The 15,282-nt window shown below is 71.8% G+C and carries 13 protein-coding genes; 5 read left to right on the top strand and 8 right to left on the bottom strand.

Translation table 11 applies throughout. The annotated features are described in order from the left end of the window. Nucleotides 1-63 precede the first annotated feature (63 nt). Complete coding sequence (locus tag JF597_RS16925) at nt 64-2,448, top strand: tetratricopeptide repeat protein (RefSeq protein WP_293995210.1); 2,385 nt, start codon at nt 64-66, stop codon at nt 2,446-2,448. A 99-nt stretch (nt 2,449-2,547) separates the two neighbouring features. Here JF597_RS16925 and JF597_RS16920 read toward each other — a convergent pair whose 3' ends face one another. From JF597_RS16920 to JF597_RS16910, 3 genes are read right to left on the bottom strand one after another with little or no spacing between them, the layout of a single operon-like run. Further along, nucleotides 2,548-3,570: an aldehyde reductase gene (locus JF597_RS16920; RefSeq protein WP_293995207.1), complete on the bottom strand. Its 1,023-nt coding sequence runs from the start codon at nt 3,568-3,570 to the stop codon at nt 2,548-2,550. Nucleotides 3,571-3,580: 10 nt separating this feature from the next. After that, nucleotides 3,581-4,303, bottom strand: a complete 723-nt coding sequence (locus JF597_RS16915) for a DUF998 domain-containing protein (protein WP_293995204.1) — start codon at nt 4,301-4,303, stop codon at nt 3,581-3,583. A gap of 5 nt (nt 4,304-4,308) precedes the next feature. After that, on the bottom strand, nt 4,309-5,358 hold the full coding sequence (locus JF597_RS16910; RefSeq protein WP_293995200.1) for an aldo/keto reductase: 1,050 nt from the start codon (nt 5,356-5,358) through the stop codon (nt 4,309-4,311). 76 nt (nt 5,359-5,434) lie between these two features. Between JF597_RS16910 and JF597_RS16905 the strand changes: the two genes are divergently transcribed. The 4 genes from JF597_RS16905 (at nt 5,435) to JF597_RS16890 (ending at nt 8,370) form a co-directional block, all read left to right on the top strand. After that, nucleotides 5,435-5,971, top strand: coding sequence for a TetR/AcrR family transcriptional regulator (locus tag JF597_RS16905; RefSeq protein WP_293995198.1), 537 nt, complete (start codon nt 5,435-5,437; stop codon nt 5,969-5,971). Between the two features lie 111 nt (nt 5,972-6,082). After that, nucleotides 6,083-6,751 (top strand): class I SAM-dependent methyltransferase, encoded by a 669-nt coding sequence (locus JF597_RS16900; protein WP_293995302.1) that lies wholly within the window; start codon nt 6,083-6,085, stop codon nt 6,749-6,751. Nucleotides 6,752-6,956: 205 nt separating this feature from the next. Continuing rightward, complete coding sequence (locus JF597_RS16895; RefSeq protein ID WP_293995195.1) at nt 6,957-7,094, top strand: hypothetical protein; 138 nt, start codon at nt 6,957-6,959, stop codon at nt 7,092-7,094. 157 nt (nt 7,095-7,251) lie between these two features. Then, complete coding sequence (locus tag JF597_RS16890; protein ID WP_293995192.1) at nt 7,252-8,370, top strand: ADP-ribosylglycohydrolase family protein; 1,119 nt, start codon at nt 7,252-7,254, stop codon at nt 8,368-8,370. 17 nt (nt 8,371-8,387) lie between these two features. Here the strand turns inward: JF597_RS16890 and JF597_RS16885 are convergent, their stop codons facing one another. The 5 genes from JF597_RS16885 to JF597_RS16865 form a co-directional block, all read right to left on the bottom strand. After that, nucleotides 8,388-9,956, bottom strand: coding sequence for a sodium:solute symporter family protein (locus JF597_RS16885; RefSeq protein ID WP_293995190.1), 1,569 nt, complete (start codon nt 9,954-9,956; stop codon nt 8,388-8,390). A gap of 218 nt (nt 9,957-10,174) precedes the next feature. Beyond that, a complete protein-coding gene (locus JF597_RS16880) occupies nt 10,175-10,963 on the bottom strand; it encodes an SDR family oxidoreductase (protein ID WP_293995188.1) in 789 nt (262 codons plus the stop codon). Between the two features lie 155 nt (nt 10,964-11,118). Continuing rightward, on the bottom strand, nt 11,119-12,033 hold the full coding sequence (locus JF597_RS16875) for an LAETG motif-containing sortase-dependent surface protein (RefSeq protein WP_293995186.1): 915 nt from the start codon (nt 12,031-12,033) through the stop codon (nt 11,119-11,121). Between the two features lie 213 nt (nt 12,034-12,246). Next, on the bottom strand, nt 12,247-13,104 hold the full coding sequence (locus tag JF597_RS16870; RefSeq protein ID WP_293995184.1) for a hypothetical protein: 858 nt from the start codon (nt 13,102-13,104) through the stop codon (nt 12,247-12,249). A 171-nt stretch (nt 13,105-13,275) separates the two neighbouring features. Further along, complete coding sequence (locus tag JF597_RS16865; RefSeq protein WP_293995183.1) at nt 13,276-15,123, bottom strand: MFS transporter; 1,848 nt, start codon at nt 15,121-15,123, stop codon at nt 13,276-13,278. Nucleotides 15,124-15,282 lie beyond the last annotated feature (159 nt).

The following is a 15,282-nucleotide window of genomic DNA, read 5'->3' as shown; positions in this document are numbered from 1 at the left end:
GGCTCCGTCCGGCCAGGTGGTCTCTGCCAGACTCACTGTGGGCCGACTGCGGGGGAGGCGCGGATGGGACCGACACGGCCGTCGATGCAGGAGCTGATCGGGCGGCGCCGGAGGGCCGGGTTCGTCGGGCGGGTCGAGGAGCGGGCCGCGTTCCGGCGGAACCTCCAGCTGGCGCCGGAGGACGAGCGGCACCGGTTCCTGTTCCATGTGCACGGTGCGGCGGGCGTCGGGAAGACCCGTCTGGTCAGGGAGTTGGAGCAGATCGCCCGGGAGGCCGGAGCGCTGACCGCGTACGTCGACGAGGGCGTGGCCGGGGTGCCCGAGGCGATGGCGGCCCTGGCCCGTCAGTTCGCGGCGCAGGGGCGGCGGGTCAAGGAACTGGAGCGGTTGCTGGCCGTCCACAGGGAGCGGCGGCACGAGGTGGAGTCCGCTCTGGTGCTGGGCGGCGCGGAGGAGCGGGAGGGGCCGTCGGCGGGGAGTCTGGCGGTGGCGCGGGCGGCACAGGTGGGGCTGGGGATGGTCCCGGTGGCCGGCGCGTTCGCCGTCGCCCTGGACGCCGACCGGCTCGCCCAGGGTGCCGACCGGCTCCGGGCCCGCTTCCGCAGCCAGGAGGACGTCCAGCTGGTGCTGTCCCCCGAGCGGGTGCTCACCCCCCTGCTGCTGACGGAACTGGCGGGCGTCGCCGACACCGCCCCCTGGATCGTCCTCCTCCTCGACACCTACGAGCGCACCGGCCCCTTCCTGGACCCCTGGCTGCACGACGTGATGACCACGGACCGGTACGGCGCCCTGCCCGCCAACGTCGTCGTGGTCACCTCCGGCCAGCGCCCCTTCGACACGGCCCGCTGGGGCAGCTTCGCGGACTTCAGGACCGACCTGCCGCTCCGCCCGTTCACGGAGGCGGAGGCCCGAGGGCTGCTCGCCGACAAGGGGGTGCGGGACGAGCCGGTGGTCGCGGAGGTGCTGCGGCTGACGGGCGGGCTGCCGGTGCTCGTCTCCACCCTGGCCGAGTCCGGGCCCGTCGGCCCCGCGGAGGTCGGCGATCCCAGCGCCACGGCGGTCGACCGCTTCCTCAAGTGGGAGCGGGACCCCGTACGCAGAGCCGCCGCGCTGGCGGGCGCGCTGCCCCGACAGCTCGACGAGGACCTGTTCCGCTCCGTCGTGGAAGGCTCCGAGGACCAGACCGACGCACTCTTCGCCTGGCTGAGGGGCATGCCGTTCGTCGACGAGCGCGGGGGCCGGATGCGCTACCACGGCGTCGTCCGGGCGCCGATGCTCCGGCTGCAGCGGCTGCGCTCGCCTAGGGGTTGGGCAGCACGGCACACCCGGCTCGCCGAGGCGTACGGCAGACGGCGCGCGGAGGCCGAAGCCGACGTGCGGCCCGAGGAGCCCTGGACGGACGAGGAATGGCGGGAGCTGCGGCTCGGCGAGTCGTACCACCTGCTGTGCGCGCGGCCGCGCTCCGCGCTGCCGACCGTCCTCGCGGACCTCGTCACCGCCTGCGCCCACGGCGACGACGCGGTACGGCCCTGGGTGCGGCTCCTGGCCGAGGCAGGCCAGGACGCGGACGCCGAGGCCGTACGGACCTGGGGCGCCGACCTCTCCGAGGCGCTCGCCGGGGGCGGGCTCGCCGGACTGCTCCGGCTGCTGCTCGACCGCACCCGGGGCGAGGAGCCGTGGCGGGCGACGGCCTGGGCGCTGCGCGCCGACGCGCTCGCCAGGGACGGCGCGCACGAGCAGGCCCTGGAGGACTACGGCCGCGCCCTCGCCCTGGACCCGGCCCTGGTGCGAGCCCACCGTGGCCGGGCCGTCACCCGGGGCGGGGCGGGCGACTACGAGGGCGCGCTCGCCGACCTCGACCGGGTTCTGGAACTGGAGCCGGACAACCCGTGGAACGTCATCCTGCGCGGCGAGCACCACCGGCTGGCCCGCCACCACGACGAAGCGGTCGCCGACCTCAGCGAGGGGGTCAGACGCAACCCCACCAGCGAGTTCGCCTGGGCCTCCCGCGGCGCCGCCCACGAACGCCACGGCGACCTCGACGCGGCCCTCGCCGACTTCGACCGCGCGCTGGCCCTCAAGCCGGACTACGCCTGGGCCCTGGCCCGCCGCTCCCGCGTCTGGCGCGGACTCGGCGACCCGGGCCGGCGCCTCGCCGACCTCGACCGCGCCCTCGCCCTGCAGCCCGCCTGGGCCTGGGGCCGCTGCGAGCGCGGCGACGCGCTGCGCCTCGCCGGCCGCGACGAGGAGGCCCTGGCCGACTACGACCGCGCCCTCGAACTCGACCCCGAGTACGCGTACGCCTACGCGAGCCGAGGCGTCTCCCTGTCCAACCTGGGCCGCCACGAAGAGGGCCTCGCCGACCTGGACCACGCCATCGCGCTGCAACCCGACTACCCCTGGGCCCTGGAACACCGGGCCGCGATCCGGCAGCGCATCATCCTTTGAACACCGGCCGGCTCCTGGAGCTCGTATCAATGGTCTTTGTGGGCAGGTCTGTTCCGCCCGGGCGCTGTGCATCCGTGGAAGCGCGCTGTGCCGTCCCGGTCATCGGCCGATGCCGTGTGCAAGGAGACTCTCGGCGGTCTCGGCGATGGTGTCCTCGATCGGACGGGCCCGCCACCCCAGGAGCCGCTCGGCCTTGGCGCTGGTGGCGTCGAGATCGCGGCCGAGCTGGTGCCTGAGCAGTCGCAGTTCCGGGTTCACGGCACCCAGCGCGCGGGTGAGCCAGACGGGCAGTTCGCGGGTCGGGGCCTTCGCGGCGCGCTCACCCAGGCGGTCACGCAGTATGCGGGCTATCTCGACGACGCGCAGGCTGTGCCCGGCGACGGCAAGGAAGCGCTCGCCGGCGGCTGCCGGATCGGTCATCGCGCGCACGTGCAGGTCGGCGACGTCGCGCACATCCACGTAGCCCATGGCGAAGGGCGGGCACGCCGGAACCCGTCCCTCGAGCATTCTGCGCACCAGACGCAGGGACGGCGGGTCGTCCGGGCCGAGCAGGGGGCCGAAGACGCCCACGGGATGCACCGCTGTCATCTCCAGACCATCACCTTCCTCTTCGACGAACTGCCAGGCGGCGCGCTCGGCCAGGGTCTTGGAGCGCTGGTAGGGCGGGATGTCGCTGTCGAGGTCGGTCCAGTCCTCCTCGGTGAACGGCGTCGAGCGCGGCGGGTGCCCGATCCCGATGGCGCCGAAGGCACTGGTGAGGACGACCCGGCGGACTTTGGCGTCACGGGCGGCGCGCAGCACTCGTACGACGCCCTCCCGTGCCGGGACGACCAGGTCGTCGTCGTTCGCCGGGGTGTGACGCAGGGTCGGGGAGGCGACGTGCAGGACGTGGTCGCAGTCGGCGACGGCGTCGTCCCAGTCCTCGGGGTGTTCGAGGTCGGCGCGTACGACCGTGAGGCGGTCGTCGTCGAACGGACCGGCCGCGTGGAGCCAGGAGCGCAGTGCCGGTTCCCGCCGCAGGTCGCGGACCGTGGTGCGTACGGTGTGTCCGGCTTCGAGCAGGGTCAGGACGCACCAGCTGCCGATGAATCCTGTTCCTCCGGTGACCAGTACCGGTGTCATCTGTGTCTCCTCAGCGCGCGACTTGCGCATCGAACGGGGGCAGCGGGCGCGTCGCGTGACGACGCGGGGCGGAAGCGGCCAGGCCGCTTCCGAGGAGGGCGTGGCCGATCATGATCGGGTAGATCACGGCACGCTCGAACATGCCGACGTTCCACATCCAGCCGGTGAGGACGTCGGCCATGAAGAGCGGGAACGCGATCAGTCCGAAGGTGCCGAGTGCGACGCTCGCGACCGACCGGCCCCTGCCGAGACCGGCGCGGGCTCCGTTGGCTCCGACGACGATCGCCATGGTGTTGCCGGCGATCATGACGGTCTGCGCGCCGAGGGTGTGGAACGCGATGAGGCCGTTGTCGACGTTGGCGTTGGAGCCCTGGACGGTGCCGACGAGTGCGACTCCGATGCCGGCGAGGACGGCGAGAGCCAGGACGACGACCGGGCGGGTGCCCCTGCGTGGGTCGAACACGAGGAACGAGCCGACGATCAGGAGGATGCCGTAGAGGACCCAGCCGGTGTCCATGACGGCTCCGAGGGGGGAGTTCGCGACCTGCCCGAACGCGGTCTGGGCCGGACCGGTCAGGCCGAGGTGACTGACCCAGTTGTAGAGGGGTGAGTACGGCGGGTCCTGCCAGGCGGCGGCGGTGACGAACTCGGCGAGCCAGGACACGAGCGGGCCGAGGAGGATGAGGAGTGCTCCGGCGTGGGCGGCGGTGTCGGAGCGGACGATGGGCTTCATGGGCTTCATGACAGGGCCATTCCGGGGACGCGCCGGCGGATGGCCTCCATCTCGTCCTCGTCCGAGACACCCTGCCAGTCGTACCGCGGCGTGTACGGGGCCTCCAGGGCGCGCACCTCGTCGTCGGTGAGCCCGACGTCCAGGGAGGCCACCGCCTCGTCGATCTGCCGGATCGAGCCGGCGCCGACCAGCGGTGCGGTGACGACCGGCTGACGTCGCAACCAGGCGAGTGCGACCTGCGCACGGGTGACGCCGCGCGCGTCCGCCACCTGCCCGACCGCGTCGACGATCGCCTTGTTGGATGCCTCCTGCTCGGGCGAGTAGAGCAGGTCCGCGTATGCTCCGTCCGTCTCTGCGCGCGCCGTGGCGCGGGCGTCGTCCCATGCGCGGGCCAGGCGTCCGCGCGCCAGGGGCGACCAGATGACCGTGCCGACACCCTCGTCCAGGCACAGCGGGATCATTTCGCGCTCCTCCTCGCGGGCGAGGAGGTTGTAGTGGTTCTGCATCGACACGAAGCGCGCCCAGCCGTGCTGCTTCTGCAGGTGCAGGGCCTTCGCGAACTCCCATGCGTGCATGGACGAGGCGCCGAGGTAGCGGAGCTTGCCGGCCTTCACGAGGTCGTTGAGCGCTTCGAGCGTCTCCTCCCAGGGGGTGGAGTGGTCGTTGCGGTGGATCTGGTAGAGGTCGATGTGGTCCGTTCCCAGGCGGCGCAGGGAGTGGTCGACCTCCGTCATGATCGCCTTGCGGGACAGTCCCCGCCCGTTCGGCCCGAGGCGCATCGGGTGGCGCAGCTTCGTGGCGATGACCACGGCGTCGCGGTCGGCGTAGTCCTTCAGCGCACGGCCGAGGATTTCCTCGCTGGAACCGTTGGAGTACATGTTCGCGGTGTCGAAGAAGTTGATCCCCGCCTCCACCGCGTGCCGGATGAGCGGCCGGGCCTCCTGCTCGCCCTTCGACCAGACGGGGTGTCCGCGGTCGGGCTCGCCGTAGGTCATCGCGCCGATCGCGATCGGTGACACGTCAAGGCCTGTGGTGCCGAGCTTGATGTAGTGCATGACGCCCCTCTAAAGTAAGTGGAGAGCTCTCCGAATAACGTAGTGGAGAGTTCTCCACTTAGCAAGGTGAGGTCCCGTGGTCCGTTCAGACGCTCGCGAGAACCGGGCACGCATCCTCGCGGCCGCCCGCGAGGCGTTCAGCGAGGACGGCAACGCCTCGATGAACCAGGTGGCCCAGCGCGCCGGAGTCGGGGCGGGCACGCTGTACCGCAACTTCCCCACCCGCGAGGCCCTGGTGCTGGCCGTCTACCAGGACGAGGTGGCACGCATCACCGGCACCGTGCCGGACCTGCTGGCCGAGATGCCGCCGCTGGAAGCGCTGCGCCGATGGACCACAGACCTCGTCGAAGCCATGCGCAAGAAGCACGGCCTGGGGGACGCCCTCAGCGCTGGAGCGCACCAGGCGATCGCCGAGGAGAGCTACGGCCCCGTCATCGCCGCCCTCACCCAGCTCCTGGACGCCGGCAAGAAGGACGGCACCATCCGCCAGGACGCCGACCCGGCCGATTTCCTCCAGCTCACCGGGGCACTCTGGCGTGCCGCGGCCACCCCTGAAGACCGGGCCCCCCGCATGCTCGGGCTCATCCTCGACGGCCTGAGCACGCACCGGTAGACACCTGAGCGCGCGGGTGCGGCGCGACAGGCCGCCGTTTTGCCGGACCGGCAACAGAAGTGGCAGACCAGGACCCCGCTGGGCGACGGTGGGCCCGTGGCCGACAACGACATCGCAGAAGAGTCACCCGCGTCCGACACCCCCGGGCCTGCCGACGGATACCTCGGGGACCCCTCGGTGCGGGCGGAATGGGACAACCGGTACTCCGAACGACAGCAGTTGTGGAGCGGCCGCCCCAACGGCGCGCTCGTGACCGAGGTCGCCGGGCTCACCCCCGGCCGGGTACTCGACGTGGGCTGCGGCGAGGGCGCGGACGCCATCTGGCTCGCGCGGCACGGCTGGGACGTGACCGCGCTGGAGGTCTCCGGCGTGGCACTGGAGCGGGCGGCAGGCCACGCGCGGGACGCCGGCCTCGCCATTGACTGGGTGCACGCCGCGCTGACCGACGCGATGCTCCCGCCGGCCTCCTTCGATCTGGTGTCGGCGCAGTACCCGGCCCTGCTGCGCACCCCCGACGCCGCGGCAGAGCGAGCGCTGCTCGCCGCCGTCGCGCCGGGCGGCATCCTGCTGGTCGTGCACCACGCGGGGATGGAGACCCGGCAGGCGCACGACAGCGACTTCGACCCGGCCGACTATGTGTGGCCCTCGACGGTCGTCGACCTCCTCGACGACGACTGGGAGGCAGAGGTGCACGAACAACGCCCCCGCGTGGCACCCGACGGCGGCGTCGGCGCCCACCACACAGACGACCTGGTACTGCGCGTACGCCGACTGCGCTGAGGGACGGTCCACCACGGCCGGGCCGTCAGCCGCGAGGGGCGCGTCGGGGCGGTCCGCCGTTCACCTGGTGTCCTGTGAGGAGGCCCCGGCGTTCACGCCGGGGAGAATCGCATCCCGTGACAGCGACGCGGAGCGTCGCCGTATCGGGCCTGTGGGCGCGGAGGAGCGCCTTGCAGCCGAGCCGGCTGCGCCGGGACAGGACTCCGTGAAGGTCGGCAGGCCCCTCGACCGAGAGGGAGGGCTGCGTGAGTTCGACATCCTGGGTGGTCGGGGGTTCATCAGCTTCCTGCCCGTGCCCCGCCACGAGTGCGTCTACGTCTGCGACGTCACCTGGTACGGCTGACCCCTTTCTCCGCGTCCGGCCTGGCCGAAAGCCGACCACTCGGGACCACACGACCCACACTTCGCATAGCTAACTGTCCCCTGAACGGACCGTTCCCGGTCGATTACAGTGCTGGGCGCGCGTATGTACGGACGGTACCCGTGAGGAGGTCATGGTGGTGAGTGCGACGTTGGGTGCCGTCTGGGGCCGGGTCGAGCAGCAGGACTTCCGGAGCCGGGTGCGCGGGACGCTCCTCGGTGCGGCCGTGGGGGACGCGCTCGGCGGGCCCGTGGACGGGCTGACGCTGGAGGAGATACGGGCCGCCTACGGGCCCGAGGGGCTGGTCGACCTCGGGTTCGGGTACGGGCGGCGCGGAACCGTCACCCATCACACGCAGCTGACCCTCTTCACCGTGGACGGGTTGATAAGAGCCCAGGTGCGGAGGGACACCGGGGCCTGGCATCCGCCCACCGACCTGCATCGGGCCTATCTGCGGTGGGCGGCCACCCAGCGGGACTGGGGGCCGGACGAGCGGCGGACGGAGGACGGGTGGCTGGCGCGGGAGGAGTGGCTGTACGCGCGGCGGGAGCCGACCCGGTCGCTGCTGCTCGGTCTCGGGGACGAGCGGATGGGGACGCTGGAGGCGCCCAAGAACCCGGATGACATGGGGCCCGAGGCCGTCGCCAGATCCGCCCCCTTCGGGCTGCTCGTCGGCTGGGAGCCGCAGCTCGTCGTACAGCTCGCCGTGGAGTGCTCGGCGCAGACGCACGGGCATCCGACCGCCTGCCTGTCGGCCGGCGCGTACGCGGTGATCGTGCACGGACTGGCGCGCGGCCAGTCCCTGGACGGGTCGGTCCAGCAGGCCCTCGCCCTGCTCGCCGCCCGGCCCGGCCACCAGTCCGTCTCCGATGCGCTCCAGCACGCGCTCGGTGCCGTACGGCAGGGCATGCCCACCCCGGCCCGGGTCGAGGAGCTGACCGGGGACGGGGCGGCGGACGGGATGCTGGCCGCGGCCGTGTACTGCGCGCTCGTGGGGGAGGACGTACGGCACGGCCTGACTCTCGCCGTCAACCAGGCCGGACCCTCCGCCGTCGCCGGCGCCCTCACCGGCGGCCTCCTCGGCGCCCTGCACGGCGAGACGGCCCTCCCGCCGGCCTGGGTGGCCGAACTGGAGGGCCGCCAGACCATCCTCGAACTCGCCGACGACTTCGCGATGGAGATGACCCAGGGGCCGGCGCTGCACAACCCGGCGGGTGCTGCTCCGGGGTGGCTCGCGCGGTATCCGAGGGGCGGCTGAGCCTCCCCCCGGTACCCCTACGGTGCCGGCACGCCCTCCCCGGCTCCCGCTCCGGCCCCGGCGGGCACCGCGGCGGCGGCCGCACCGTCCCCGTCCGTGTTCAGGCTCTCGATGATCGCGAGGCGTTCCGGGGTGTCCTCCGGCTTCAGGTAGCCGATGAGGATGTAGAGGAGCAGGGAGACGGCTAGCGGGACCGAGACCTGGTACTGGAGCGGGACGCCGCCGTCGACGTTCCAGTTGATCGGGTAGTTGACCAGCCAGAAGGCGAGCAGACCCGCCGCCCAGCTGGTGAGTGCGGCCGTCGGGCCGGAGCGCCGGAAGGGGCGGAGCAGGCCCAGCATCATCGGGATCGCGATCGGGCCCATCAGGCCGGCCACCCACTTGATGACGATGGTGATGATGTCCTTGAAGGTGGGGGAGTTGACCTGGGTGGCCACCGTCATGGACAGGCCGAGGAAGACGACCGTGGTGATGCGGGCCGCGACCAGGCCCGAGCGTTCGTTCCAGGCCCGCGCCCGCTGCGAGAGGACCGGGGCCACGTCACGGGTGAAGACGGCCGCGATCGCGTTGGCGTCGGAGGAGCACATCGCCATCGTGTGGGAGAAGAAGCCGACGACGACCAGGCCCAGCAGGCCGTGCGGGAGGAGCTGTTCGGTCATCAGGCCGTAGGAGTCGGAGCCGTCCGGCTTCTGGGCGTGGACCAGCAGGGGCGACATCCACATGGGGAAGAACAGGACCACCGGCCAGACCAGCCAGAGGGCGGCGGACAGGCGGGCGCCGCGCTCGGCCTCCCGCGGGCTGCCCGTCGCCATGTAGCGCTGGGCCTGGTTGAGCATGCCGCCGTTGTACTCGAAGAGCTTGATGAAGAGGAAGGCGAGCAGGAAGACGGTCCCGTAGGGGCCGACCAGCGGCTTGTCGTGGCCGTGCAGGGCGGGCTGGTTCCAGGCGTCGAAGAAGCCGATGCCCTTGTCGTTGAGCTTCAGCACGACGGCGACGAACATCGAGATGCCGGCCAGCAGCTGGATGGCGAACTGGCCCAGTTCGGTGAGCGCGTCCGCCCACAGGCCGCCGATCGTGCAGTAGACGGCGGTGATCGCGCCGGTGATCAGGATGCCCTGGTTCAGGGTCACCCCGGTGAAGACGGACAGCAGGGTCGCGATCGCCGCCCACTTCGCGGCCACGTCCACGATCTTCAGCAGCATGCCGGACCAGGCCAGCGCCTGCTGGGTGGAGAGGTTGTACCGGTTCTTCAGGTACTCCAGCGGGGACGCCACGTGCAGGCGGGAGCGGAGGCGGTTGATGCGCGGGGCGAAGAGTTTCGAGCCGATCGCGATGCCGAGCGCGATCGGGAAGGACCAGGTGATGAACGACGTCACGCCGTAGGTGTAGGCGATGCCCGCGTACCCGGTGAACATCACCGCGCTGTAGCCCGACATGTGGTGCGAGATGCCGGACAGCCACCAGGGCATCTTGCCGCCCGCGGTGAAGAAGTCACTGACGTTGTCCACGCGTTTGTGCGACCAGACGCCGATCGCGACCATCACACCGAAGTAGCCGATGAGCACGGCCCAGTCGAGCCCGTTCATGCGCCCCCCTTCCAGGGTCCGCCTACTGAACTCCGCTCAGCTGGCTGGCACTTCGCATAAGCGGAGTGGGGACGGGGAAGGCCGCGAAGTGCCCGCTCATCGTGGGTTCCGTTACGCGGGCACGACAAGCGGGCGTAAGGTCAAGGCGAAGTAAAATCGTTCGTCTTGCTGACCTTGATTCACGAGTATGAACGTTATGGCAGTCCGGAAACGGCCCCTCAGTGCATCAGCTCCCCCGCGTTGACCAGGAGCGACTGGCCCGTGATGGCCCGCGCCCGGTCCGACGCCAGGAACACCGCCGCGTCCGCCACGTCCCCGTCCGTCGCCAGCTCCGGCAGTGCCATCCGCCCGGTCAGCCGGCCCAGCACCTCGTCCTCCGGCACCCCTTCCGTGTGTGCGGTGAACTGGACGTAGGCCTGCACCGGCGGCCCCCACATCCAGCCCGGCAGCACGGTGTTGACGCGGATCCGGTACGGTCCCAGCTCCCGCGCCAGCGAGTACATCGCGCTGGTCAGGGCGCCCTTGGAGGCGGCGTACGCGGCCTGCTTCACCTGGGAGGGCGCGGCGACGGCGGACTGGGTGCCGATGAAGACGACCGAGCCGCCCCCCGCGGCCTTCAGCCCCGGCAGGCACGCCCGGGTCATCCGCAGCGTCCCCAGCAGGTTCACGTCGATCACCGAGGCCCAGGTCGCGAAGTCGGCGTCCTCGACCCCGCCGAAGTAGGAGTCCCAGGCGGCGACATGGACCACCGCGTCGATCCCGCCGAACCGCTCGCGGGCCAGCGCGGCCAGCGCCTCGCACTGGGCCTCGTCGGTGATGTCGGTGGGCAGGTACGCGGTCCGGGTGCCCTCCGGATCGATCCCGGCCGCGCTCTTCGCGAGGTTCGCCTCGGTCCGTGCACCCAGTACCGCGTTCCCGCCGTCCCGTACGACGGCCGCGGCGACCTGGTGCCCGAGCCCGGCGCCGACTCCCGAGACGACGACGGTCTTGCCCGTGAGCAGCGACATCGATGACCTCCGGTTCACCCACCTGTGTCTGACGGACCGTCAGCGTAAGGGCGGGGGCGGGAGGGTGGAAGGGGGCCGGGGCGGCGGGGCCGTAACGGCGACGGCTCCGCCCTGGGGGCGGAGCCGTCGGATGTTCAGGTGGCCTCGGGTGAGGCTCAGGACTTGCGGGTCCGGCGGGTGGCGAAGAGCGTGCCGGCGCCGAGCGCGATCACCAGGGCGGCGCCGCCGGCGATCAGGGGCGTCGAGGAACTGGCGCCGGTCTCGGCCAGCGGCGGGGTGCTGGTGCTGGGGGAGGGTGCCGGGGTGGTGGGCGGCGGCGTCTTCATCGGGGGGACGTGGGACGTGGTGGGCGGGGTGGAGGAGGAGGCCGGCGGGGTGGACGCGGGGGTGGAGGGCGTCGGGGTGGCCGGTGCGGAGCTCTCCGGGGCGGGCGGCTGGCTGGCCGGTGTCGACGCGGAGGGCGTGGGGGACTCCGGCTGGTCGGGGGTGCACGGCTTGTCGCCGCCGTTCCAGGCGGCTATGAGGTGGTACGGGGTGACGACGTTGCCGGGCTCGTAGGGTGCGGGGCCGTGCCCGTCCCCCGACTTGCCGTCATAGACGACGTCGTCGCCGTACAGGTCGATCTGCCCGTAGCAGTCGGGGCTCTTCACGGCCAGCTTCTGCCAGGTCCGCTTGGCGTCGTCGCTGCCCGCGACGTCGTCGGCGGTGAGGTACACCGTGGCGTGGTCGACGAGCGTCTGGTGGCCGGAGGTGTACCAGTTGGAGCCCTCGGTGGTGTACTCGGCCAGCGACACCGGGTACGTGCAGCCGGCGCCGACGTTCTGCCCGGGGGCGAGACGCACCTCGACCGTGCCAGGGGCGGAGTCCCACTGGTGGAAGCCGCCCTGGGAGGTCCAGTCGGCGCCGACCGGGTTTCCGTCGGCGTCGACGATGCGGTACTGCACGGTGGCCGTCTGGCAGTCACTCGCGGTGGTGGCGCTCGCGGTCGTGGCCCCGGCGAGGGGCGCGGCGGCGAGGAAGGCCGTCGCGGCGAGGGTGGCCGACGTCCTGGAGCGTGAGAAGCGCGTCACGGTGTGCCCTTGCGGAAGCTAGGTGTGGGAGGTGGTCGTGCGTGAGGGGTGTGCACAGGCCAACGGAAGACGGCGTGGCTCGACCCCGCGTCACTGCACTCGCTCTGGTCACAGCGAGGTGATCCGCATTCTCGCCAGCTCCGACAACGCGCGTCAATTTCTTGTCAGTTAAACAATGTCTTCACATCGTCAACCGGCCCGGCCCCCGAGAGGTCATCGCAACTCGTCCACGTAGCGGTCCGTCCCGGGCACCGTGGGGACGAACGGTGCGACGAACTGCACGTCGCCCAGCCCCGAAGCCGTCACTGCCGTGTCGAGGTCCGCGAAGTGCTCGTGCCAGCCGTCTCGGGGGTCGCGGTCGAGGAACCACAGCAGGGTCAGCCGGGTTCCGACCCCTTCGACCTGCTTGACGTAGGTCATGCGGTCCAGGGGCAGGGGCGTCGGCGTGAAGAGGGTCACCATGGCCGCCGGGGAGCCCGCCAGCCGTTTCGGGAGGTGGTCGTCGCGCAGCCAGGCGAGCAGTGCCGCGCGCCGGTCGGGGGAGTCGGTGTCGACGACCTGGACGACGAGACCGGCGTAGGGGTGGTCGAGGGCGTGGATGTCGCGAGGGCCCTCGTCGCCGTCGCGGTAGACCGTCGCCGCGTGGTCCTGGAAGGCCGTGAAGACATGCGTGCGGTCCTGGAAGACGCGGTGGTCGCGGTTGAGGCGTTTGTTGATGCCGACGGTCCATCGCATGTGGTCGGCGTAGCGGCCGGCGGTCATCCAGTAGACGGATATGTAGCAGCCGGCCGTCACCGGCTGCGCCACGGCGGACTTCTCGGGGTAGCGCAGCAGTTGCAGGCCCCGCGGGGCGACCCAGCGGCGCCCCGCGTACATCCACGGCATGGCCATCGCGCCGGCGATGAAGTGGTCGTCCTCGTACCAGCGGTTGTACGCGCGCTCCCGGCCGGGGTGCGGCTCGACCATGGTGATGAGCGCGTGCCCGAGATCGGCACCGTAGGGGCCGACGGCGGCCAGTTCGGCGTACAGGTCGCTGCGGGTCTCGTCTGCTTGCGTCGTGTCGTCTGCCATGGGTCCGGTTTAGCTGACGATGCGTCAGATGCGGAAGGGGGTCGGCGCGAACCGGTCGCTGCCGTGGCCGGGCCGTGCCCCCCTGCAACGCGGTGGCGTTCGCGGGCGCCCTGACGACGACCTGACGTCATAGGCCGACGGATCGGACCGTCACTCAGGTGCGCGGACTGGTCACTTCAGCTCGTCCGGGCAGGGCGTGCCCCGCGGCAGCTGGTACGGCGCCGCCAGCCGGTAGGTCCCGGCCTTCGGGGCCAGCAGCATCGTCCACTTGTCCCCCTTGGCGTCCTCCGGCGTCTCCATCAGGCAGCCGTTGACGTTGGCGTACGACTTCGGCACGCCGTCGGCCCGGTGCTTGGAGGCCTCGGTCTCCTGGGGCGCCTTGAGGCTCTTGCCGTCCGCGCCGACGATGCTCAGCCACGGCGAGTACGGGATCCGGATCAGGATCCGCCCGGCCCGGCGGACCTCGATGGTCAGCTCGCCCTGCTCCGCGCTGTCCACCACCGCGTTCGGCTCGGCCAGCGGCACCGGGTCGGTCACCCGGAACAGCTGCCAGTTGGCGTCGCCCCAGATCTGCTTCAGGTACGGCATCCCGCGCTGCACCAGCGCCCGCTCCCGCTCCCCGCCGCCGTCGCCGTCGGGCTGGTCCTTCGGTACGACGACGAAGTGCACGGCCCAGCGCTGCAGCCACTCGTGGTAGTTCGCGGAGTTGAGGGTGTCGTCGTAGAAGAGCGGGTTGCGCTCCATGTCGGCCTGGCGGTTCCAGCCGCGGGCCAGGTTGACGTACGGCGCGAGCGCGGAGGCCTCGCGGTGCGAGCGGGCCGGGACCACCTCGACGCGTCCCTTCTCGGCGCCGACCTGCTGGAGCTGGTGGACGAGCGGGGCGAGCTCGCGGGCCCAGGACGCGGCCGGGGTCGTGTGGACGATGTCGTCGACCGACTTGAAGCCGATCCAGCCGCAGACGCCGAGGAAGGCGAGGACCACCGTGTAGTACCTGCGCGAGCGCGGCACCGTGTACGGGAGGGCCGCGATCAGCGTCGCCCCCGCGAACAGCATCGGCAGCCGCGAGATGTTGGAGCCGATCTGCGAGCTGACCAGCCACACCAGCACCACGCCGACGCTGTACACGGCCGCGGTCAGCCGGACCGTCCGCCACTCCTTCGGTACGAGGAAGAGACAGAGCAGCCCGTACGTGAACGGCATGATCACCGAGCCGAAGCCCATCGGCTGCGTGCCGGAGAACGGGAACAGCCAGGCCGAGACCGCCACCACGGCCGCGGGCGCCAGGCCGAGCGCCCAGGCGCCCGGCCGCCGCTTCTGCAGGAACAGCGCGACCGCGACCAGGCCGACGAAGAGCCCGGCCACGGGCGAGGACATGGTGGCGAGCGCGGCGAGCGGCGCGGCGACGAGCGCCTTCGCCCACCGTTTGTACCGCCAGCGGTACGGCCAGCAGAACACCGCCCCGACCGAGGCCAGCGCGAACATCGTGCCGAGCCCGAAGGTGACCCGCCCGGACAGCGCGTTGCAGATCAGCGCGAACACCCCGGCGAGCGCCGCCCACAGGGGGTTCTTCACCGCGCGGCTGCGGATGAGGAGCAGGGTCAGCAGGCCTGCCGAGACGGTGCCGGCGAGCATCATCGTCGTACGGACGCCGATCAGCGACATCAGGTACGGCGAGACCACGCTGTACGACACCGGGTGCATGCCGCCGTACCAGGCGAGATTGTACGCCGAGTCCGGGTGCCGGCCGACGAACTCGGCCCAGGCGTCCTGCGCGGCGAGATCCCCGCCGCTGTTCGCGAACGTGAAGAACCAGATGATGTGCAGGATGCCGGCGAGGGCGGTGACCGACAGCACCGGATGGCGCAGCAGCCGTCCGCGCAGCGGCTCGGCGGCGCGCAGCAGCCGGTTGCCGGTCTTACGCTCCGTGCCGTCCGCGCCTGCCGTCGGCAGGGCTATTCGCGGACCCGCTGCCGGGCCCGGATCGGCGTTGTCGGCGCGTGTCGGCTCCGCTGTGGCCACCTGAAGGCACTCCCCGTGTCCCGTCTTCTGTTACCGGCCGCGTTCCACGGTGTTGGCGGCCGCTTTCCGTCCAGTTCGCGGCCGTGTCCCGGCGACCGGCGACCTGCCCCGATTCGTGACGCTAGCACGCACCCCGCCGCGGGGCCCTGGGGTGGGCCG

It is taken from the genome of Streptomyces sp. (genome assembly GCF_019510245.1).
GTDB lineage: Bacteria > Actinomycetota > Actinomycetes > Streptomycetales > Streptomycetaceae > Streptomyces.
This window is presented reverse-complemented; position numbering and strand designations above follow the sequence as displayed.